This is a genomic window from Streptomyces sp. CB02923 (assembly GCF_001905005.1).
Lineage (GTDB): Bacteria > Actinomycetota > Actinomycetes > Streptomycetales > Streptomycetaceae > Streptomyces.
In genome coordinates this window covers 870,158-890,650 of record NZ_LWKZ01000001.1, presented here as the reverse complement: position 1 = coordinate 890,650, position 20,493 = coordinate 870,158, and the positions used below count along the sequence as shown (strand labels likewise).

19 protein-coding genes are annotated in these 20,493 nt (G+C 71.6%); 10 read left to right on the top strand and 9 right to left on the bottom strand.

Annotation, left to right across the window (positions count from 1 at the left end; all coding sequences use genetic code 11):
• Nucleotides 1-10 precede the first annotated feature (10 nt).
• The 3 genes from A6A06_RS43860 to A6A06_RS03700 all read left to right on the top strand — a co-directional run bounded on the left by A6A06_RS43860 (nt 11) and on the right by A6A06_RS03700 (nt 652).
• Nucleotides 11-184: a Scr1 family TA system antitoxin-like transcriptional regulator gene (locus tag A6A06_RS43860; RefSeq protein ID WP_443333705.1), complete on the top strand. Its 174-nt coding sequence runs from the start codon at nt 11-13 to the stop codon at nt 182-184.
• An 86-nt stretch (nt 185-270) separates the two neighbouring features.
• Nucleotides 271-459 (top strand): DUF397 domain-containing protein, encoded by a 189-nt coding sequence (locus A6A06_RS03705; protein ID WP_073758689.1) that lies wholly within the window; start codon nt 271-273, stop codon nt 457-459.
• 4 nt (nt 460-463) lie between these two features.
• On the top strand, nt 464-652 hold the full coding sequence (locus A6A06_RS03700) for a DUF397 domain-containing protein (protein ID WP_073758687.1): 189 nt from the start codon (nt 464-466) through the stop codon (nt 650-652).
• A gap of 393 nt (nt 653-1,045) precedes the next feature.
• On the opposite strand, the gene A6A06_RS03695 is transcribed toward A6A06_RS03700, so the two are convergent.
• Nucleotides 1,046-1,456 carry a DUF192 domain-containing protein gene (locus A6A06_RS03695; RefSeq protein ID WP_073758685.1) on the bottom strand — a complete coding sequence of 137 codons (411 nt, stop codon included), beginning with the start codon at nt 1,454-1,456 and terminating at the stop codon, nt 1,046-1,048.
• A 32-nt stretch (nt 1,457-1,488) separates the two neighbouring features.
• Between A6A06_RS03695 and A6A06_RS03690 the strand changes: the two genes are divergently transcribed.
• Entirely contained in the window at nt 1,489-2,244 is a 756-nt protein-coding gene (locus A6A06_RS03690; protein WP_199930660.1) for a prepilin peptidase, read from the top strand.
• Nucleotides 2,245-2,482: 238 nt separating this feature from the next.
• On the opposite strand, the gene mgrA is transcribed toward A6A06_RS03690, so the two are convergent.
• Entirely contained in the window at nt 2,483-3,520 is a 1,038-nt protein-coding gene (gene mgrA, locus A6A06_RS03685; protein WP_073758683.1) for an L-glyceraldehyde 3-phosphate reductase, read from the bottom strand.
• A 123-nt stretch (nt 3,521-3,643) separates the two neighbouring features.
• Between mgrA and A6A06_RS03680 the strand changes: the two genes are divergently transcribed.
• From A6A06_RS03680 to A6A06_RS03665, 4 genes are all read left to right on the top strand, one after another.
• Nucleotides 3,644-4,441, top strand: coding sequence for an isoprenyl transferase (locus tag A6A06_RS03680; RefSeq protein WP_073758681.1), 798 nt, complete (start codon nt 3,644-3,646; stop codon nt 4,439-4,441).
• Nucleotides 4,442-4,811: 370 nt separating this feature from the next.
• Nucleotides 4,812-6,134: a PhoH family protein gene (locus A6A06_RS03675; RefSeq protein WP_073758679.1), complete on the top strand. Its 1,323-nt coding sequence runs from the start codon at nt 4,812-4,814 to the stop codon at nt 6,132-6,134.
• 404 nt (nt 6,135-6,538) lie between these two features.
• Entirely contained in the window at nt 6,539-7,240 is a 702-nt protein-coding gene (locus A6A06_RS03670) for a transglycosylase SLT domain-containing protein (protein ID WP_079193763.1), read from the top strand.
• A 150-nt stretch (nt 7,241-7,390) separates the two neighbouring features.
• Nucleotides 7,391-8,914 (top strand): AI-2E family transporter, encoded by a 1,524-nt coding sequence (locus A6A06_RS03665; protein WP_073758675.1) that lies wholly within the window; start codon nt 7,391-7,393, stop codon nt 8,912-8,914.
• Nucleotides 8,915-9,053: 139 nt separating this feature from the next.
• Here the strand turns inward: A6A06_RS03665 and A6A06_RS03660 are convergent, their stop codons facing one another.
• The 3 genes from A6A06_RS03660 to A6A06_RS03650 form a co-directional block, all read right to left on the bottom strand.
• On the bottom strand, nt 9,054-10,769 hold the full coding sequence (locus A6A06_RS03660; protein ID WP_073758673.1) for an alpha/beta hydrolase: 1,716 nt from the start codon (nt 10,767-10,769) through the stop codon (nt 9,054-9,056).
• Between the two features lie 91 nt (nt 10,770-10,860).
• On the bottom strand, nt 10,861-11,394 hold the full coding sequence (locus A6A06_RS03655) for an alkyl hydroperoxide reductase (RefSeq protein WP_073758671.1): 534 nt from the start codon (nt 11,392-11,394) through the stop codon (nt 10,861-10,863).
• 32 nt (nt 11,395-11,426) lie between these two features.
• Complete coding sequence (locus tag A6A06_RS03650) at nt 11,427-11,981, bottom strand: peroxiredoxin (protein ID WP_073758668.1); 555 nt, start codon at nt 11,979-11,981, stop codon at nt 11,427-11,429.
• Nucleotides 11,982-12,317: 336 nt separating this feature from the next.
• On the opposite strand from A6A06_RS03650, the gene A6A06_RS03645 reads away from it, so the two are divergent.
• Both A6A06_RS03645 and A6A06_RS03640 read left to right on the top strand, forming a co-directional pair.
• Complete coding sequence (locus A6A06_RS03645; RefSeq protein ID WP_073758666.1) at nt 12,318-12,671, top strand: histone-like nucleoid-structuring protein Lsr2; 354 nt, start codon at nt 12,318-12,320, stop codon at nt 12,669-12,671.
• Between the two features lie 582 nt (nt 12,672-13,253).
• Entirely contained in the window at nt 13,254-14,210 is a 957-nt protein-coding gene (locus A6A06_RS03640; RefSeq protein WP_073758664.1) for a LysR substrate-binding domain-containing protein, read from the top strand.
• A 101-nt stretch (nt 14,211-14,311) separates the two neighbouring features.
• On the opposite strand, the gene A6A06_RS03635 is transcribed toward A6A06_RS03640, so the two are convergent.
• The 4 genes from A6A06_RS03635 to A6A06_RS03620 all read right to left on the bottom strand — a co-directional run bounded on the left by A6A06_RS03635 (nt 14,312) and on the right by A6A06_RS03620 (nt 20,473).
• Complete coding sequence (locus tag A6A06_RS03635) at nt 14,312-16,696, bottom strand: FtsX-like permease family protein (protein WP_073759771.1); 2,385 nt, start codon at nt 16,694-16,696, stop codon at nt 14,312-14,314.
• A 60-nt stretch (nt 16,697-16,756) separates the two neighbouring features.
• Complete coding sequence (locus A6A06_RS03630) at nt 16,757-19,198, bottom strand: ABC transporter permease (protein ID WP_079193762.1); 2,442 nt, start codon at nt 19,196-19,198, stop codon at nt 16,757-16,759.
• Between the two features lie 64 nt (nt 19,199-19,262).
• Complete coding sequence (locus tag A6A06_RS03625) at nt 19,263-19,952, bottom strand: ABC transporter ATP-binding protein (protein WP_073758662.1); 690 nt, start codon at nt 19,950-19,952, stop codon at nt 19,263-19,265.
• Nucleotides 19,949-20,473: a PadR family transcriptional regulator gene (locus A6A06_RS03620; RefSeq protein WP_073758660.1), complete on the bottom strand. Its 525-nt coding sequence runs from the start codon at nt 20,471-20,473 to the stop codon at nt 19,949-19,951. Before A6A06_RS03620 ends, A6A06_RS03625 begins: the two co-directional genes overlap by 4 nt.
• Nucleotides 20,474-20,493 lie beyond the last annotated feature (20 nt).

Sequence of the window (20,493 nt, the reverse complement as noted above, 5' to 3'; positions counted from 1 at the left end):
CACGGCCATCATGCACGAGGCCGCGCTGCGCGTGGAGTTCGGCGGGCACTCTCTTACGCGGAAACAGCTTGAGCACATCGTGGCCATGAGTGAGCGGGAACAGATCGCGGACACGGTGCAACTCGGCACAGGGCGGTATTCGAGCCAGCGGATTCCCAACTGGACAGGTACCGCACGTTCATGAGGTGCTTCGAAGCCATGGCGCTCGGAGAGCCCGCTTCGCCAGACTTCATTAACGACATCATCACCTACCTCTGAGAGGGATCGGCCGTGTCCATACCCGACTGGCAGAAGTCTTCTTACAGTGGTAACGCGAGCAACTGCGTCGAACTCGCGGCGGCACCAGGTGAATTGGTGCTCATTCGTGAGAGTGATGAGCCGGCGGTGCGCTTCGCCGCCACTTCGGCCGCGTTGATGCGATTCCTTCGCTTCGTGCGGACTGATGAGAAGGGGGAGTGAGGTCGTGACCGTGCTCGACTGGCAGAAGTCGACCTACAGCAGCGAAGGCAACAATTGCCTGGAGATCGCGGCGGACGCCGAAGGTGCGGTGTTCCTCCGGGAGAGTGACGTCCCGTCCGTGGTCGTCAGTACCAGCCCTGTGGTGATGGAAGGTCTGGTGCGGGCTGCCCGAAGCGGTGTGATCGAACGCTGAGTACACCAATCGCTTCGGCGGCGGGCCGTGACCGAGTCGGTCGCGCGTCCGCCGCCTTCGGGGCGGGTGACGCGCCGCCGCTGCCCGGTCATGCCTGGGTTGACGGACTGGAGGCGTGTTCCTTGGGGCCGCCGGGTCCGGGTGCCGACTGGAAGGGGTAATTGCGTCGCGAAGGGAGGTGAGTTGGTGCTGGAAGATAGTACATATGCGGGTATGTGCCCTATGGTCGGTTTCGCACCGCTCACACGCGATCAGCTGGAAGCGCATCGCGCGGGCCTGCCTGCTTGCTCCTGCCCTGGGAGAGGCCGGTCCGCCGCAGGGAGACGAGCCACCAGCTGATGCGGCGTGCCGGCGGTGCCGAGCTGTCGGGCGGGCGGAGGCCGGACCGGAGGGTCAGGGGGTGTCGATCGTGAGGCGGGTGCCGGGGCGCAGGTCCCAGCGGGCCATCGCCCCGGCTTCCGCCTCCAGCACGTGCCGGGCGCGGAGGCGGGGGAGTCCGAGCCGCCCCGGCCGCATGGTGCGTACGGCCAGGACGGTGAGGTCGCGGGTGAGGTAGGCGACGTCGATGGGGAAGCGCATGCGGAAGGTGTGTACCGCGCTCGCCGGGGTGAGCAGCAAGGCACCGTCGATGCCGTCGCGCCCCAGCAGGCCGCGGGTGCGGGCGGCGTAGGAGGCGGCGATCTCCAGGGGGATGGGCGGGTGGTACGCCCGTGCGCCGGCGGCCCCCGCCGGTGCGGGCGTCGTTTCTGCGTCAACGGTCTGTTCGAAGCGGAGCGTTCCTGATCCGTTCTGCCAGCGGGACATGGGAAGCGTTTTATCAGCCTAGGGTCGGCCGTGTGCCTGTGATGCTGATGGTTCTCGCCGCGGGGTACGGCGCGGCGGCCGGTCTGCTCGTGCCGCGTCCCGCGTACCGGCTGGCCGTGGAGCCGGGGGAGGCGTGGCGCGGCCACTGTCCTTGCGGGCGGCCGGTCGCCGGTCCGGCGCGGGGGTGGGTGGGGCCGGGGCGCTGCGCCGACTGCGGTCCGTACGGACCCGGGGCGGTGGTGACCGCCCTGGTCACGGGTCTGGTCTGTGCGCTGCTCGCCGCCGCCACCGGCGCGCGGCCCGAGCTGGCGGTCTGGCTGGCGGCGGTTCCCGTGGCGGCGCTGCTCGCCGTCGTCGACTGGCGGGTGCGGCGGCTGCCCGACGTGCTGACCCTGCCGCTGGCGGCCGGTGCCGTGCTTCTGCTGGGGCTTGTCGCGCTGGGTGGGGGAGAGGCGGGGGCGTGGGGCGGCGCGCTGCTCGGAGGGCTCGCCCTCGGAGGGTTCTATTTCGTCCTATATTTGGTCAATCCGGCAGGGATGGGGCTCGGTGACGTCAAGTTGGCGATCGGGCTGGGGGTCACTCTTGGGTGGTACGGCTGGGCAATTCTGATCACTGGCGCATTCGCGGGGCTGCTGCTCGGCGCGCTCTACGGATGCGGCCTGCTGCTGAGCCGCGCCAGGGGCGCGGATCGCCGCAATGATGGGCTCAAACAGGCCATGCCGTACGGCCCTTTCATGATCATCGGGGCGCTGCTCGGAGTCCTTCTGGGAGCCGCGGCGGCGCTTTGATCCAAAATCCGGGCGCGCCGTTCCGGCCGAAGTTGCACGGAGCACCCCCTCGGTGGGGTTATGGTGGAAACCCCCCCTCGGGCCGGTCCGTATCCCCCCCCACGGACCGGCCCGCTTTTTTGTGCCCGGGTACGGATCTCGCCATGATCACGCCAGTACAGGTTTCGTACACGGATCGTGCGAACGTCTCTACGGGGCGTAGGCGGCGCCCCGTAAAGAGGTCACGGACCGAACAGAATCAGCCGCGCTTCGCCCAGATGTTCACACCGTCGGTCGACTTCGCGAACTCCTCGATCTCGGACAATTCCTCATCCGTGATCTTCGGTGCGCCCACCGCCGCGATGTTCGCCTCCAGCTGCGCCACGCTGCTGGCCCCGATCAGCGCCGAGGTCATCCGCTCGTCCCGCAGGACCCAGGACAGCGCCAGCTGGGCGAGCGACTGGCCGCGCCGCCCGGCGATCTCGTTCAGCCCGCGCAGCCGCCGCCGTACGTCCTCCGACAGCAGACCCGGATCGAGCGACTTGCCCTGCGACGCGCGCGAGCCCTCCGGGATGCCGTCCAGGTACTTGTCCGTCAGCAGGCCCTGTGCGAGGGGCGCGAACGAGATGCAGCCCATGCCCTCCGTCTCCAGGGTGTCCAGGAGGGCGTCCTCCTCGGTCCACCGGTTGATCATCGAGTACGAGGGCTGGTGGATCAGCGGCCGTACGCCCATCTCCCGCAGGATGCGGGCGGCTTCGCGGGTCTGCTCGGCGGAGTAGGACGAGACGCCGACGTACAGCGCCTTGCCCTGCTGGACGGCGGACGCCAGGGCGCCCATCGTCTCCTCCAGCGGGGTCTGAGGGTCGAAACGGTGCGAATAGAAGATGTCGACGTAATCGACACCCATCCGCTTCAGTGAGGCATCCAGCGACGAGAGGAGATATTTGCGCGAACCCCATTCGCCGTACGGGCCGGGGTGCATGAAATATCCGGCCTTCGTGGAGAGGACGATCTCGTCGCGGTAGGGCCGGAAGTCCTGCGCAAAGATCTTTCCGAAGTTCAGCTCGGCCGAGCCGGGCGGCGGGCCGTAGTTGTTCGCCAGGTCGAAGTGGGTCACACCCAGGTCGAAGGCGCGGCGCAGGATCGCCCGCTGGGACTCCAGGGCGCGGTCGTCGCCGAAGTTGTGCCACAGGCCCAGGGAGACGGCGGGGAGTTTCAGACCACTGCGGCCGGTGCGGCGGTACTCCATGGAGTCGTAGCGCGTTTTCGCGGCAATGTGGACGGAGGTGTCAGTCATGGTCATCTCCTTATCACGGAGTTGTGACACACCTGATTGGGCTGCCGGGACGTGCGGGACGTAAAGTTGCCGACTCGAGGCGACGGGGGCGACCGCCATTTGCACGGAGGGGCTTGACCACACATGCTGCGATCTTCCGGGGTGCGCATCCCGTACCCGCCCGCGTTGCGCAACCTCGTCTACAGGCTCTACGCCCGCCGGGTCGAAGGCCGCCTCGATCACGACCAGGTCCCCAAGCACATCGGCGTCATCCTCGACGGCAACCGCCGCTGGGCGCGGGCCGACGGCCGGACCACCGTGCAGGGCCACCAGGCCGGCGCCGACAAGATCGCCGAGCTGCTGGGCTGGTGCGAGGAGACCGACGTCGAGGTGGTCACGCTGTGGCTGCTGTCGACGGACAACCTCGACCGGCCCGAGAAGGAACTGAACCCGCTGCTGGGGATCATCGAGAACACCGTGCGGGGCCTGGCCGCGCACGGCCGCTGGCGGGTCCACCACGTCGGCAACCGCGATCTGCTGCCCGCCGGCACCCAGCAGGTGCTCAAGGACGCCGAGCAGGCCACCGCCGACCACACCGGCGTCCTGGTGAACGTCGCCGTCGGCTACGGAGGCCGGCAGGAGATCGCGGACGCGGTGCGCTCGCTGCTCCTGGACCACGCCGAGCGCGGCACGTCCTACGAGAAGCTGGCCGACATCGTCGACATCGACCTGATCTCTGAACACCTCTACACCCGCGGCCAGCCGGACCCGGACCTGGTGATCCGCACCAGCGGCGAGCAACGGCTGTCGGGCTTCATGCTCTGGCAGAGCGCCCACTCGGAGTACTACTTCTGCGAGGTCTTCTGGCCGGCCTTCCGCAAGGTGGACTTCCTGCGCGCCCTGCGCGACTACGCCGCCCGCCACCGGCGTTACGGGTTTTAGGCCACCCGGGCCGCCCCTTCCGGCGCGTGGGCACTCCCGGGCCAAATCCGTAACCAAGCGTTCACCGACCGTGCGTCATATGCCATTGCATGGGTGCGCACGTTCGCGGGAATATCCCTTCCAGGTCGGTATCCGGCAGGACCAGTCATCGGATGCCGTATCTCAGCGGACGGCACGGGGCCGTCCGCCCGGGAGGCCCTTTGCACATCACGGACGACCGTGCGGACCGCACGGACGACGCGGAGGGCCGGCGCTCGGCCCGTGCAGCGTGGCCCGAGCCCGGTCCCGTCGCCCGCCGCCTGACGGCGCGGCGGCTCCACTTCCGCGACGCCGTCGCACCCCGACCTCATCCGAGGGGGTACGTCCACCCGTGGTGAACAGCAAGCAGCGCCGTGAGAACGGCCGGCGAACCTATGTCCTCGACACCAGCGTGCTGCTGGCGGATCCAGGCTCCATGTCCCGCTTCGACGAGCACGAGGTCGTGCTGCCGGTCGTCGTGGTCACCGAACTGGAGGCGAAGAGGCATCATCCGGAACTCGGCTATTTCGCCCGGCAGGCCCTGCGTCTGCTCGACGAGCACCGGGTACGGTGCGGGCGGCTGGACGCCCCGATCCCCATCGGGGACCTGGGCGGAACGCTCAGGGTCGAGCTGAACCACGCCGACCCCGGGGTGCTGCCGGCCGGCTTCCGCCTTGGCGACAACGACTCGCGGATCCTCGCGGTGGCCCGCAACCTCCAGGCGGAGGGCTACGACGTCACGGTCGTCTCCAAGGACCTGCCCCTGCGCATCAAGGCGTCGGCGGTCGGCCTGCTGGCGGAGGAGTACCGCGCCGAACTGGCCATCACGGACTCCGGCTGGACGGGCATGGCGGAGCTGACCGCGACCGCCGGGCAGATCGACGACCTCTTCGCCGAAGAGACCACGCGTCTGCCCGAAGCCGAGGAGCTGCCCGTGCACACCGGGCTCGTGCTCCAGTCCGAGCGGGGCAAGGCGCTCGGCCGGGTCACGGCGGACGGCAGCGTACGGCTGGTGCGCGGCGACCGGGAGGCGTTCGGCATCCACGGGCGCAGCGCCGAGCAGCGGATCGCGCTCGACCTGCTGCTCGACCCGGAGGTCGGCATCGTCTCGATGGGCGGCCGGGCCGGTACGGGCAAGTCGGCGCTGGCGCTGTGCGCGGGCCTGGAGGCGGTGCTGGAGCGGCAGCAGCACCGGAAGGTGATGGTCTTCCGGCCGCTGTACGCGGTCGGCGGGCAGGAGCTGGGGTATCTGCCGGGCACCGAGGCGGAGAAGATGAGCCCGTGGGCCCAGGCCGTCTTCGACACGCTGTCGGCGGTGACCACTTCGGACGTCATCGAAGAGGTGGTGGGCCGCGGCATGCTGGAGGTGATGCCGCTGACCCACATCCGCGGCCGGTCGCTGCACGACGCGTTCGTCATCGTCGACGAGGCGCAGTCGCTGGAGCGCAACGTGCTGCTGACGGTGCTGTCCAGGATCGGCGCCAACTCGCGCGTCGTGCTCACCCATGACGTCGCGCAGCGCGACAACCTGCGGGTCGGCCGGTACGACGGCGTGGTGGCGGTCGTCGAGAAGCTCAAGGGCCATCCGCTGTTCGCGCACGTCACCCTCACCCGCTCGGAGCGGTCGCCGATCGCGGCGCTGGTGACCGAAATGCTGGAGGACGGCAGGATCTGACCCTTTGTGGAGTACGGCGCCGTCCGGCAGGGGCGCAGGAGCTTAGCCGGGCGGCGCTGCGCTGCGCGGGCGTTTCCGCAAATCACCTGTGGCAAACGGGGTGTGAGCTTTCCCACGCAACGATGAATTGATTCCGCGCGTCCGGTTCGGGCAGAGTCTGGGTCCTGTCAGGCCCCGCATACGGCACACCAGCACCCCCAGCGGTGCGGAACCCCAGAACTGCATAGCGTCGCCGTATGCCGCCCGAGCACCACGCGGACCCCGAGGGGGACGTACCGGGCCCGTGCCTCCCGTGACCAGCCGTCCCCGCCGCTCAATCGGGGCCGGAACAAGGGGAGACCAGCGCCAGGGGCACGATTGCGTCCGCGAGGTCACCTATGCGGACGATGCTGGAAGGAAAGCGTGTGAGCCGGATTTCGGTCCGGGGATTCGCCGTGGCCTCCGCCACCGCGGTCACCACCGTCGGCGCCGTTGTCGGTGTCGCGTCAGGCCAGGAGCAGGGCTCGGTCGCCAACACCGAGGCCGCCGCGGCCGACGCGACGATCGCCGACATACCTGCGGGCCTCCAGGCCCAGGTGCAGACGGCCTCCCTGACGCAGCAGGCGGACGAAGCCTCCACCCAGGCGGATGCCGCGGCGCTGAAGTCCGCGCAGGAGTCGGCCCGCAAGGCCGCCGCCCAGGACGCGCAGGACAAGAAGGACGCCGCGGACAAGAAGGCGAAGGCCGAGAAGGACGCCAAGGAGCGCGAGAAGGAGAAGGAAGCCTCCCGCTCCGCCGCGCGTGACGCGAGCAGCTTCACGGCCAAGGGCTCCTACTCGATCGCCGAGACGCAGTCCATCGCGCGGCAGATGCTGCCGGGCGACCAGTTCCAGTGCTTCAGCAACATCGTGGACCACGAGTCCGGCTGGAACTACCGCGCCACCAACGCCTCCTCCGGCGCCTACGGCCTCGTCCAGGCACTGCCCGGCACCAAGATGTCCTCCGCGGGCTCCGACTGGCGCGACAACCCGGCGACCCAGATCAAGTGGGGGCTGAACTACATGAACAGCCGCTACAACAGCCCGTGTGGCGCCTGGTCCTTCTGGCAGTCCAACCACTGGTACTAGAACCGGTGGGCGGAGCACCGCGTAAGGTGGTCCGCCTCTCCGCTTCGTACGCGAAACCCCCGGCCGCGACGGCGTCGGGGGTTTCGCGCGTCCCGCACCGGTAACGTCGTCCTGACAGCACCGGGGGGCGGGAGGGGAAGAGGAAGCGACATGTCCAGATTGCCTCAGTGGGTCGGCGGCCTCGGCGCCGGTCTGACGCGGTTCGCGCAGCGGCTGGAGGACCAGCGCCGGCGCGCGGAGGCCGCGGCGGAGGAGAATGACCCGGAAGAACTGAGGCGCGCCGGGCACACGGCCGGTTCCCGGACGCCGCACGACGCCGCGTACGCCGGTACGGCCCGGCCCGCGGCCCCGCCGGACGGTCCGGACCCCGGCCCGTACGTCCCCGCGCGAAGCGACGGCGGACCGGGCCGCGCGCCGGATGCCGCGAAGGACACCTCGGAGGACACCGCTGAGGACGCCTCGGAGGACGCGCACCGGCAGCCGGACTCGGTCCCGGCCCCGCCGACCTACGCTCCCGCCGTCGCGCCCCGGCCCGACCCGGTGGCCGCCGTGCCGTGGGGGGTGCGGGTCGCCGCGGAGGCGAGCTGGCGGCTGCTGGTCCTGGCCGGGACGATCTGGGTGCTGGCCAAGATCATCACCTCCATCCAGCTCGTGGTGCTGGCGTTCGTCGCCGCGCTGCTGATCACCGCGCTGCTCCAGCCGACCGTCGCCTGGCTCAAGCGCCGGGGGCTGCCGCGCGGGCTGGCCACGGCCCTGACGTTCATCGCCGGGTTCGTCATCATGGGCCTGGTCGGCTGGTTCGTTGTGTGGCAGGTCCAGGACAACATCGACTCGGTCTCCAGCCGTATCCAGGAAGGCATCACCGAGCTCAAGGGCTGGCTCCTCAACAGCCCCTTCCACGTCACCGAGGACCAGATCAACAACATCGCCAAGAACCTCCAGGACGCCGTCGGCGCCAACACGGAGGCGATCACCTCGGCCGGCCTGGAAGGCGTCACGGTCGTCCTGGAGGTGCTCACCGGCATCCTGCTGGCGATGTTCACCACGCTCTTCCTGCTGTACGACGGCCGGCGCATCTGGAACTGGGTGCTCAAGCTGGTGCCGAGCGCGGCGCGCGAAGGCGTGGCGGGCGCCGGGCCGCGCGCCTGGCGCACGCTGACGGCCTATGTGCGCGGGACGGTGATAGTGGCCCTGATCGACGCCATCTTCATCGGTATCGGCATCTACTTCCTCGACGTGCCGCTGGCCGTGCCGCTCGCCGTCTTCATCTTCCTGTTCGCCTTCATCCCGCTGGTGGGCGCGGTGGTCTCGGGCGCGCTGGCGTGCGTGGTCGCGCTGGTGACGCAGGGCGTGTTCGCGGCGCTGATGGTGCTCGCGGTGGTGCTGGCGGTGCAGCAGATCGAGGGCCACATCCTCCAGCCCTTCATCCTGGGCCGCGCGGTACGGGTCCATCCGCTCGCCGTCATCCTGTCGGTGGCCGCGGGCGGCCTGGTCGCCGGCATCGGCGGCGCGGTGGTCGCGGTCCCGCTGGTCGCGGTCACCAACACCGTCGTCGGCTACCTGCGCTCCTACTCCAAGGAGCAGGCCCTCAGGATGACGCCGCCCCCGCACGGAGCCACGGCACTGGACGTCGCGCCGACCCGGTCGAAGGGCACCGGCGGCCCGCAGGACTGACCGGACGCCAGGACCGGGCGCCAGGACCGGATGCCAGGACCGGATGCCAGGACCGGATGCCAGGACCGGATGCCGGGACCGGGCGCCGAGGCCGGGTGCCTCTGGTCGGGCGCCAGGCCCGCGAGCCGGGGCCGGGCGCTCAGTACGGGGCGTCCTTGGCGCCTTCGTACGCCCGCAGCCGGGCCGTGTCCCGGTCGGTCCAGCCCGGCGGCGGGACGACCGCCGCCCAGCCGTCCACCGCCCCGGTGCCGTAGCGGTGTCCGTGCGGCGGCGGCGCGCCGAAGGACACCGCCAGGTCGACGGTGGTCTGCCAGAAGGTGATGACCGGCCAGAAGCGCATCTCGTCGGTGACGTCCGGGCCGAGCGGCCGGCCCAGCCAGGCCGGCCGGTGCAGGAGCAGGCCGGGTGACCACCACACCACGGGGTCCGAGGCGTTCTGGAGGTAGACCACCCGGGGGTGCTCCCACGGGCCGTCAGGGCGCGCGAGGTCCCGCTCCGGGTACTGGGCGAAGCGCACGTGCCGCCCGTGGTCATACACCGGCCGCCACACCGGGCTGCCGGGATCGCGCCCGGCGGTCACCTCGTTCCAGACGGGGCTGACGTTCGGCGGCCCGGCCAGCAGCGCGCCGTCCACCTTGCCGAGCATGTCGTCCAGGCCGTCGAAGCCCGCCTCGGTGGCGTACGTGCCGAGGCTCTCGCCGCCGACGACCAGCTTGGGCCGGTCGTCGGCGGGCAGCGCGGACCACTTGGCGTACACGGCGTCGAACACCGCGCGGGCGTCCCGCGCCGCCTTCTCCTTGTCGACGAGGAAGGAGATCCACGACGGCAGGTACGAGTACTGGGTCGCGACGATCGCGGAGTCACCGCCGTACATGTACTCCAGCGGCTCCGGCATCCGCGGGTCCACCCAGCCGCTGCCCGTGGTGCCCAGCAGCGCCAGCACCTTCCGGTCGAAGCCGCCGGTGCGCTCCAGCTCCTGTACGGCGAGGTCGGCGGTGCGCCGGAAGTGGGCGTCGCCGCCGTCCTGTTCGCCGACGTACACCCGTACCGGGTCCTCGGCGGGCCGGCCGGTGAAGGCGGCGATGTCCTGCCTGCGGGGGACCGAGCCGATGAAGTTGCGGCCCTCGGCGCCCAGTTCCTCCCAGTCGACGACGGAGGTGGGGCCGCCGGAGACGTACGCGGAGGCGGGCTGGGTGATGCCGTCGGCGGTGCTCAGGTTCGCGGCCTTGGAGATCCGGTCGACGATGTCGATGAAGCCGCGCTCGTACAGGACGTCCTTGGAGCCGACGGTGACCAGGAGGGCGGTCAGCGCCACCCCGATCGCGTACGCGGCGGGGCGCGGCACCCAGCGGCCGAAGAGCCGGGCGAGCCGGCGGGCCACCAGGCGTACGCACCGGGCGAGGAGCACGAACAGCGCGCAGACCGCCACCGCGATCAGGATGATCATCGGTGTGTGCCAGACCAGCGAGGGTTCGACCTCCTGGAGGCGGCGGAGGCGGCGCTGCGCCTGGGCGCTCCAGGAGACGGCCGTCGTGGACAGTGCGATGCCCAGGACGTGGAAGGCCAGCCAGCAGCGGGCGCGGGTGCGTTCGGCGGGGCGGTACCGGAACAGCGCGCGGAAGAGGCTGCCCGCCGTGGCTCCGGCGGCGTAGCCGATGGCGGCCGTGATGCCGCCGACCAGGCCCTGGAGGTACCAGGGGCGGGGGAGCAGCGACGGCGTGAGGGAGAGCCAGAAGAAGAGCGCCGCGACGCAGCAGGCGGTGAGGTCGGGCCAGCGGCGGACGATCCAGGCGGGGTCGGGGGCGTCCCAGTACGGGCGTCTGAGCCACCGGGCGACGAAGTACAGGACGGACATTTGCTTTCATTATGCGCAGAGCCCCGCGGACACGTGGTCCGCGGGGCTCTGCTGTACCGGCCGGGCGCCTATAAGGGCGCCTCCGGTTCACCTACTCGGCGAGGACGGCCTCGGAGTCGAGGGTGGCGCCGACGGCCTGGAGGACGGAAGCGATCTTGATGGCCTCAAGGATCGTCTCGCGGTCCACGCCCGCCTTGCGCAGCACCTGCTCGTGCGAGTCCAGGCACATGCCGCAGCCGTTGATGGCCGAGACGGCCAGCGACCACAGCTCGAAGTCGACCTTCTCCACGCCCGGGTTGCCGATGACGTTCATCCGCAGGCCGGCGCGCATCGTGCCGTACTCCGGGTCCGACAGCAGGTGCCGGGTCCGGTAGAACACGTTGTTCATCGCCATGATGGCGGCGGCGGACTTGGCCGCGGCGTAGGCCTCGTCGGAGAGGTTGGCCTTGGCCTCCGGCTCCAGCTCACGCAGCACCTTCGGCGAGCGCGAGGCGATCGCGCAGGCCAGGACGGTGCCCCAGAGCTGCTGCTTGGGCAGCTCGCTGTTGCCGATCACCGAACCGAGGTTCAGCTTCAGGTCCTTGGCGAAGTCCGGAACGGCGGACTTCAGTTCGTCGAGAGCCATGTCGGATCTCCTTCCGCTTCGCTAGCCGCAGTTCACTCGCCCGAGAGCAGCGCGACCGGGTCGAGGGTCTCGTCGCCCTTGCTCCAGTTGCAGGGGCACAGCTCGTCGGTCTGCAGCGCGTCGAGGACCCGCAGGACCTCCTTGGGGTTACGGCCGACGGAACCGGCGGTCACCATGGTGAACTGGATCTCGTTGTTCTGGTCCACGATGAAGACGGCACGCTGCGCGAAGCCGTCCTCGCCCTCGATGCCGAGCGCGCGCATGAGCTCGTGCTTGGAGTCGGCGAGCATCGGGAAGGGCAGGTCGGTCAGGTCCGGGTGGTCCTTGCGCCAGGCGTGGTGCACGAACTCGGAGTCACCGGAGAAGCCGAGGACCTGGGCGTCGCGGTCGGCGAACTCGTCGTTCAGCTTGCCGAAGGCGGCGATCTCCGTCGGGCACACGAAGGTGAAGTCCTTGGGCCACGCGAAGACGATCTTCCACTTGCCTTCGTAGGTCTTGTGGTTGATCTGGTCGAACTCCTTGCCGCTCTCCAGCGACACGCAGGCGGTCAGATCGAACTCGGGGAACTTGTCACCGACAGTGAGCACGTGCTCTCCTTCGTGTGCCGTAAGTCCTGTTGAGGGGCTTACGCGAGGGGTTGGACGGTTCCCTACAGTGCCACAGGGGTCATTGATCGGGGAAATAGCCAGATCATGCCGCGTTGATCGGTGCTGGCTATCAGTCGCCGGAGCGGGGGTGGCGCGCTCCGCGGGCGGTCCCGGCCGTCGTGATGTACGGACGCTCGTGCACAACAATGCCGGATCGGTCGAAAAGGGGCGGGAATCTAGGGAATCCACCGGCTATCTCCGAAACGATGTTCCCCGGTTCGTGCACCTCGCCAAAGATTCGCCCCATGGCGAGCCGTGAGACGTACAATCACCCGCATGGCACAGAAGATCGTCACTATTTACACGGATGACCTCACCGGCGAAGAATCCGCGGAGGTCGCCACGCACTCCCTCGCGGTCGACGGTATTGCATACGAGGTCGACCTCGCCCCGGACAGCTACGACAAGCTGCTGGAGGCGATCGGCCCCTTCCTGAAGGCCGGCCGCCGCACCGGGCGTATGAAGACGGGTGCCGGGTCGCGCAAGGCGGGCTCCGCTTCGGGTTCGGGTTCGGGTTCGGGCGAGACCGCGAAGATCCGCGCCTGGGCCAAGGACAACGGTTACGAGGTGAACGAGCGCGGCCGTGTGTCGGCCGATATCCGTGAGGCGTACCAGAACGCCGGAAAGTAAGACCGGAACGCCGGGAAGTAAGCGTCGCCCCACCGGCCGGGGACACCGCGACAGCGGGCGGATTTCGGCCGGTCCAGGCCCAGGGCCTGATGAACGGTGCTGGTGGCAGCCGGTGCGCCGGAAAATCGGCGCCGGCTGCCGCCGTCCGGATCGTGGTTGATTGCAGTCGCCGGAAAGCCGGCGGCGCGGGTTTCGGGGACGGTCCGTATCCGCGCGACGCCCTATCCGCGGCGGCGTCGCCGACGGCATGGCCGCGCGCGGCGGGCCGCGCTCCGCGGTCGAAATGCGGTGCCGTGTCCGGGGAATCCCGACCGGTCGGCCGGTCCGCAATCCCGTGGTGAACGCCGAAATGAGGGGACGGGGAATCCCCGCCCGTGGAATGCGCCGCGTGACGCCGCACGGCAGGCTCCCTCGGACATCCACCCCGAAACCCGCCGCCGTGCCACCACACCCAAACCGGCCGGTAACGCCGTGCGGCAATTGTCCGGCCCGCCGTCGGCCCCGGACCCCCGAAAAGTCCTCCCCCGCGGCAGGCGCCTCCACGCCATTAGACTGGATCACTCTGATCGGAGGTGGCTATCGGTGGCATCCCCCACGAATCCCGGGACCCGGCCGCGGCAGCCCAGTCTGGCGCAGCTGCGGGCCTTTGCCGCCGTGGCCGAACACCTGCACTTCCGGGAGGCCGCGGCGGAGATCGGCATGAGCCAGCCCGCGCTGTCCGGCGCCGTATCCGCGCTGGAGGAAGCCCTCGGGGTGCAGCTGCTGGAGCGCACGACGCGCAAGGTCCTGCTCTCGCCCGCCGGGGAGCGGATCGCCGCCCGCGCCCGTACCGTCCTGGAAGCGGTGGGTGACCTCATGGAGGAGGCCGAGGCGGCCCGTGCGCCGTTCACCGGCGTGCTGCGGCTCGGGGTGATCCCGACCGTCGCCCCGTACCTGCTGCCGACCGTCCTGCGGCTGGTGCACGACACCTACCCCGACCTGGAGCTCCAGGTCCACGAGGAGCAGACCGGCTCGCTGCTGGACGGCCTCCAGCAGGGGCGGCTGGACCTGCTGCTGCTCGCCGTGCCGCTCGGCGCTCCGACGGTCACCGAAATCCCGCTGTTCGACGAGGACTTCGTGCTGGTCGCGCCGAAGGACCACTGGCTGGGCGGGCGCGGGGACATCCCGCGCGAGGCGCTCAAGGAGATGGACCTGCTGCTGCTTGACGAGGGGCACTGCCTGCGCGACCAGGCGCTGGACATCTGCCGGGAGGCGGGCCGCGTGGAAGGCGCGCCGGTGACAACCAGCGCGGCGGGCCTGTCGACGCTGGTGCAGCTGGTCGCGGGCGGCCTGGGTGTCACCCTGCTGCCGCGCACCGCGCTGCGCGTCGAGACGGCCCGCAACGACCAGCTGACGACCGGGTACTTCGCCGACCCGGCGCCGTCCCGGCGCATCGCGCTGGCCATGCGGTCGGGGGCGGCACGCCAGGGCGAGTTCGAGGAGTTCGCGGCCGCGCTGCGCGAGGCGATGAAGGACCTTCCGGTACGGATCGCCGGGTGAACCCGGCCGTACGGCTGCCACCGCCCGACGGCACATCCGTACGACCACGCACCCGGACGTGACCGGGCCGCGCGCACGCGTCCTTGACGGCCCTGCCCCTGCTACTCCGTCCGCAGTCCCTCCGGCCGCATCAGCCGCCACAGCAGCGGCAGGCTGAGCGCGGTCACCGCGAGGATCACCGCGCCGGCCGTGCCGGTGAGGGCCGCGATGCCGGTCCAGTCCGGCAGCGCCGGCTTGTTCACCAGGCGCAGCAGCAGGAGGCCGACGCCCAGTCCGCAGCCGACGGCGAGGGCCAGGCCGAGGACGACGGGGATGGCGGTCTGCCACAGCACCGACCGGCCGAGTGTGCGGCGTGGCGTCCCGAAGGCGTCGAGGGCCGACAACAGCAGCCTGCGTTCGCGCAGTTGCTCCAGTACGGAGATGAGCAGGCCCGCCCCGATGAGGCACAGCACCGCCATCCCGCCGGCCTGGAGCGCCGCACCGACGATGTCGAACAGCCCGGCCTCGCTCCGGCCGTTCAGGCCCTCGCCCAGCGCCATGACGGCCAGTCGCGGGTCGATCTGCGCCGCGGTGTTGCGTACGTATTCGACGGCTTCCGGCCGGTCCGGGTCGAGGTGGATCTCGGCCTCGGCGGTGGGGTCCCGCAGCAGCGCGGGGTCCAGAGCGCCCGGGGTGGCGAGGATGTTGGCGTCGTGCAGGGAGAAGTAGTTGGGGAGCGTGCCGACGGTGTGCGCGGTGCGCGGGACCGTCCAGGCGGCGGGGCGGCCCCCGGCGTCCGGGGAGACGGCCAGCCGGGTGCCGGAGTGGGGGGCCGGGGGTGCGTCGGGGGCGGGCAGGCCGGTTTCCGTGCCGTCCTCCCGTACAGCCGTGGGAGGGGTGTAGAACACGTCGCCGTCGGCGCACCGGTCGGCGCGGACCATGCGGCGAAGGGTGTCGCAGTCGGCCACGGTCAGCCGGTAGGGAGGCGGGTCGGGCACCGCGTCAGGGCCGGATTCCGCGGCGGCCCGGCGGCTGCCGGACGGCAGCGGGCCCGCGCTGCTGAGCAGTGCGCCGTACGCGCTCCGCACGCCCGGCGTCTCCCGCAGCTTCCGGTACATCTCGTGAGCGCCGGCCGACGGCAGCTCTCCCTGCCGGGCGGCGACCATCATCTGGTGCCTGTCGGACGGCCGGAGCTGGTCCGGCAGGTCGTTGGTCTGGATACCGGCCAGCAGCAGCTGCACCGCGACGACTCCGGCGACCGCCACGGTGATACCGCTGACCGAGCGGGCCGCCGCGGTGGTGCTCAACTGGAGCCGCCGCACCGCCAGCTGCCAGGACGGGCTGCCGCCCGCGCCGGTCCGGGAGACGACGGCGTCCAGCAGCCACGGCAGCAGCGCCGCGACGCCCAGCAGGAGCAGCGAGGTGCCCGCGACCACCTGGGCCCCGGCCGCGTCGCCCACGATCGCCGTGTGGCCGGCCGCCATGGGCCACAGCAGCGCGACGCCCGCCGCGGGCAGCAGCAGCCGCCACCACAGACGGCGCCGCACCGGCGGCGCCGACCGGGTCACGCCGAGCGGTTCGACGGTGATCCGGCGCATCGTCAGCAGCGCGACGCCGACCGAGCAGGCCGGGACGGCCAGCGCCACGAGGGCGGCCAGCAGCGGGTCCGGTACGACGTCGGAGGGGAAGACCCCGAAGTCCAGCACCCGTATCCCCGACAGCGGGTAGCGGGCGGCCAGGAAGACGACGGCGCCGGTGAGCAGGCCCAGCAGCGCCCCGGCCAGCGCCTCGCCGGCCGCGATCCGCCGGGTCGTGGCGCGGTCGGTGCCCACCAGGCGCAGCGCCGCCAGCCGTCGGTCCCGGCGTTCCCCGCCGAAGCGCACCGCGGCGGCGATGAACACGGCCACGGGGGCGAGCAGTGCCACGCTGCCGACGAGGATCGCCAGCAGCAGCTGGGGATTGGTGACGGGCAGGGCGCCGTCGGGGACCTGTCCGAAGGCGGCGATCCGCGTGGTGCCTCCATGGGGGCCGGTGAGCCGGTCCGACCCTTGGTAGTACGCCAGTTCGTCCGGCCCGGTCAGCCCGTCCGTGCCGATCCGCCCCACCGTACGGACGCCCTTGAAGCGGTCGCGCAGGTCCGCGCCGTCCGAGGAGGACAGCAGGTCCGCGAGGGCGGGCGAGACGACCATCTCGCCGGGTCCCGGGAGCCGCGGCACGCCGGGCGGGGTGGCGGGCCGGTCCCCGTCGGGCCGCACCAGGCGCCCGCGGACGGACTGTCCGCGGTAGGCCGTGTCGGTGTCGGAGACCAGCAGGGTGCGGGCCGTGGCGGCGGTGACCACGCCGAACGTGTCGGAGCGGGCCTGGTCGCGGGCGACGGCGGTGCCGACGGCCTGCGGGACGGCGGCGGCGATCAGCAGGACCGCGACGCCCAGCCCCACGCCGAGCGCGGTCAGCGACGTACGGATCCAGCCCTCCCGGCCGCCGCCGACCGCGAACCGTACGCCCATGGCGAGGTCGCGGCACCAGCGCCCGACCAGGTGCCGTCGGGGCTCGTCCACCACGTGTGTTCACTCCGTCCGTAGGCCGTCCGGCCGCATCATCCGCCACAGCGGCGGCAGGCTGAGCACCGTCACCAGCAGGATCACCGCGGCACCGGCGCCCGCCATCCCCGCCACCACCGGCCAGTCCACGAACACCGCGCTGTCGATCATCCACAGCAGCAGCGTGCCCAGCGCCAGCCCGCCACCGACGGCGAGCACCAGGCCCAGGGCGACGGGGATCGCGGTCTGCCACAGGACCGACCAGCCCAGCGTCGCGCGCCGGGTGCCGAACGCGTCCAGCACCGACAGCAGCCGCCGGTGCTCGTGGAGCTGCTCCACGGTGGAGATCACCAGGCCCGCGCCGATCAGCAGCAGGGTGATCACCGCGCCGATGAACAGCCCGGTGCGCAGGCTGTCGTACTGCCCGTCGTGCCGGTTCTCGGCCAGCGGGACCACGCCCATCGACGGGTTGACGCGCGCCGCGGCGGTACGGATGTGTTCCACCGCGTCCGGTACGGCGGGGTCGTAGCGGACCGTCAGGTGCATCAGGGGCCGGTACATCCGGTGCACGTCGACCGCGGACGGGGTGATCAGGATGCCGTGGACCGGCAGGTCGTCGCTGTCCGTGCGCGCGAGCACGGTGCGGGCCGTGGCGGGCAGCGTCCACAGCTGCGGCGGGCGGCCGGGGCCGGAGCCCTCGGGCGGGTCGAGGTTGAGCCGGGCACCCGGTTTCGCGACGGCGCGGTCCCGCAGGTTGTCGGTGAGGAAGACGTCGCCGTCCCGGCAGGGGCCGACCTCGGCCAGCCGGGCCAGCGCGGCGCAGTCACCGACCGTGGCGAACACGCTGTCCGTCACGCGGAAGTCGCTGCCGTCCATCAGCCGGCCCCGGTCGCCCGCGGCCGCCACCGAGGACTCGATGGTGCCGTCCGCCCGGCCCACCCCCTCGGCGCCGCGCAGCGCCGCGAGCGCGCTCCGGGTCTGCTCCCAGCCGCTGGTGCCCCCGGTGATCTCGACCACCGGGCGGCCGGTGCGGGTGTAGCTCTCGGCGAACCCGGCCTGCATCCCGGTGAAGGTCATGTGGACGGCGATGGCCCCGGCGACCGCGACGGTGATGCCGCCGACCGCGCGGGTGGCCGCCCCGCTGTTCAGCTGGAGCCGCCGGGTGGCCAGCTGCCAGGGCACCGGGCCGCCGCGCAGCCGCCGCACCACCGCGTCGGCCAGCCACGGCAGCAACGCCGTGACGCCGAGCAGCAGCAGGGTCGCGCCGATGGCGAGGCGGGCCGTGTTCAACGGGCTGTCCACCCGGTCGACGTCCCGCGAGACGGTCACCAGCAGCCCGGCCCCGGCCAGCGGTACCAGCGGCCGCCACCACAGGCGGCGCCGTACGGGCGGCCGGTTGCGGACGACGCCCAGCGGCTCGACCGTCACACCGCGCTGCGCGAACAGCGTCACCAGCACGGCGGCGGACGGCACCAGCACCGCGACCAGCGTGGCCAGCAGCGGGTCCGGGGTGATGTCCGACGGGAAGACGTTGATGTCCCACAGGGTCACCACCGAGGCGAACTGCCGCCCCCCGAGGAAGAATGCGGCGCCCAGCACCAGGCCCGCCAGCGAGCCGAGCAGCGCCTCCCCGGCGGCGATCCGCCGGGTCGTGCGGATGTCGGCGCCGACCAGGCGCAGCGCGGCGAGCCGGAGTTCGCGGCGCTCGTTGCCGAACCGTACGGAGGTGCCGATGAAGACCATGACCGGCGTCAGCAGCGCCACACACGTCATGATCACCAGCACCACCGCGGGGGCCCGCATCGGGCGCCGTTCGAATGCCGACCCGAAGTGGTCGATGCGGCCGGCCCCGAGCCGTTCGGTCAGCGCGGAGCTGCCCGCGAGATACGTCAGTTCGGCGGGGCCTTGCAGTCCGTCGTCGCCGATGGTGCCCACCACGCGGTACGGGAGCCGTTCGCGCAGGGCCGTGCCGCCGGGCGAGTCCAGCAGCTCCTTGAGGGCGGGGGAGGCCAGCATGGTCCCCGGGCCCGGCAGGGCGGCGACGCCCGGCGGAGCCGGCGGACGCGTCCCGTCGGGCTTGACGAGCCGGCCGCGGATGTTCTGGTGGTGGTAGCGGGTGTCGGCGTGGGCGTACAGCAGCGTGTCGTCGGCGGGGCGCGGCTCGTTCGCCTGCCCCAGGTTCTCGCGGGCCTTCTCCCGGCCGTGCCAGGAATCGAGCAGGGACGGTGCGGACGCGCCGAGCAGCAGGACGGCGACGCCGAGGCCGACGCCGACGGCGGTCAGCGCCGTACGGATCCAGCCTTCGCGGCCGCCGCCCGCGGCGAAGCGCAGCCCGGTGGCCAGGTCGCGGGCCCAGGCGACCGGGCCGGCGGGAGGCGGGCCGGGCGGGGCCGGGTGCGCGGGACGCCGGGTGCCGCTTTTGCCAGGACCGGCGGACCCGCCCTTCGTACGGGGGCCGAGCAAGGTCATCCGGCGGTGCCGATCGGGGCGCGGGCCCCTCCCGCGCCGGACCGGGCCGAAGGGTCGGGCAGGCTCATATCAGGCCCGCCAGCATGTCCTTCACCTTGCCGTCGCGGACGACGATCTCGCGGTCGGAGTAGGCGGCGACCCGGGATTCGTGGGTGACCAGGACGACGGCGGCATTGGTGTCGCGGGCGGCGTCGGTCAGGAGGGTCATGACGCGTTCGCCGTTGAGGGAGTCCAGGGCGCCGGTGGGTTCGTCGGCGAAGATCACGCGGGGCCGGGCGGCGAGGGCGCGGGCCACCGCGACGCGCTGGCCCTGGCCGCCGGAGACCTCGCCGGGCCGCTTGCCTTCGGTGTCCTCGACCTCCAGGCGCTCCAGCCACTCGCGGGCGTGCCGCTGCGCCTCCTTGCGCTTGACGCCGTTCAGGCGCAGCGGCAGGGCGACGTTCTCCAGGCAGGTCAGTTCCGGGACGAGCTGCCCGAACTGGAAGACGAAGCCGAAGTCGGCGCGGCGCAGGGCGCTGCGCTGCGCGTCGCTGAGCTGCGTCACGTCGTGGTCGCCGTAGCGGACACTGCCGGAGTCCGGCAGGACGATGCCCGCCAGGCAGTGCAGCAGGGTCGACTTGCCGGAGCCGGAGGGGCCCATGACGGCGACGACCTCACCGGGGTGGATGGAGAAGTCCACCCCGTCCAGCGCGGCGGTCTGGCCGAACGCCTTGTGCAGGCCCTCGGCGGCCAGCAGCGATCCCGCGGGCGTCACGGGCGGATCACCGCGGCCAGCTTGTCCAGGCGGGCGGCGGTCAGTTCGAGCCAGCGCAGGTCGGCCTCCAGGTGGAACAGCGCGTGGTCGCAGATGAGCTGGTCGGCGAGGTCGCCCCTGCGCTTGCGCTCGGTCAGGCCGCGCATCAGGCGCAGGTGCTCGGCGCGCTGGGAGTCCAGCAGTTCGGCGGCGTCCCGGCCGGTGAGCAGGGCCATCACGACCTTCGTGTACAGCGTCGACTGGAGGTACGGCTCGGGCTTCTCGGGCCGGGCCAGCCACTGGGCGACGTCGGTGACGCCGGCGTCCGTGATGGCGTAGCGCTTGCGCTCCGGGCCGGCGCCCGCCTCGACGCCGTCCACCTCGACGAGGCCGTTCTTCAGCAGGCGGGACATGGTCGAGTAGACCTGTCCGTAATGCAGGGGGCGATCGTGGCCGAAGTGCTCGTCGAACGCCCGCTTGAGGTCGTAGCCATGGCGGGGCCCGGACTCCAGGAGGCCAAGAAGCGTATGACCGATTGACATGCCGACCACCTTACTTCGTC

Coding starts and splice junctions, on each gene's coding strand:
- A6A06_RS43860 (WP_443333705.1), top strand. CDS start 11: ATGCACGAGGCCGCGCTGCGCGTGGAGTTCGGCGGGCACTCTCTTACG.
- A6A06_RS03695 (WP_073758685.1), bottom strand. CDS start 1,456: ATGTCCCGCTGGCAGAACGGATCAGGAACGCTCCGCTTCGAACAGACC.
- mgrA (WP_073758683.1), bottom strand. CDS start 3,520: ATGACTGACACCTCCGTCCACATTGCCGCGAAAACGCGCTACGACTCC.
- A6A06_RS03680 (WP_073758681.1), top strand. CDS start 3,644: ATGCTGCGATCTTCCGGGGTGCGCATCCCGTACCCGCCCGCGTTGCGC.
- A6A06_RS03665 (WP_073758675.1), top strand. CDS start 7,391: ATGTCCAGATTGCCTCAGTGGGTCGGCGGCCTCGGCGCCGGTCTGACG.
- A6A06_RS03660 (WP_073758673.1), bottom strand. CDS start 10,769: ATGTCCGTCCTGTACTTCGTCGCCCGGTGGCTCAGACGCCCGTACTGG.
- A6A06_RS03655 (WP_073758671.1), bottom strand. CDS start 11,394: ATGGCTCTCGACGAACTGAAGTCCGCCGTTCCGGACTTCGCCAAGGAC.
- A6A06_RS03645 (WP_073758666.1), top strand. CDS start 12,318: ATGGCACAGAAGATCGTCACTATTTACACGGATGACCTCACCGGCGAA.
- A6A06_RS03635 (WP_073759771.1), bottom strand. CDS start 16,696: ATGGGCGTACGGTTCGCGGTCGGCGGCGGCCGGGAGGGCTGGATCCGT.
- A6A06_RS03630 (WP_079193762.1), bottom strand. CDS start 19,198: ATGACCTTGCTCGGCCCCCGTACGAAGGGCGGGTCCGCCGGTCCTGGC.
- A6A06_RS03620 (WP_073758660.1), bottom strand. CDS start 20,473: ATGTCAATCGGTCATACGCTTCTTGGCCTCCTGGAGTCCGGGCCCCGC.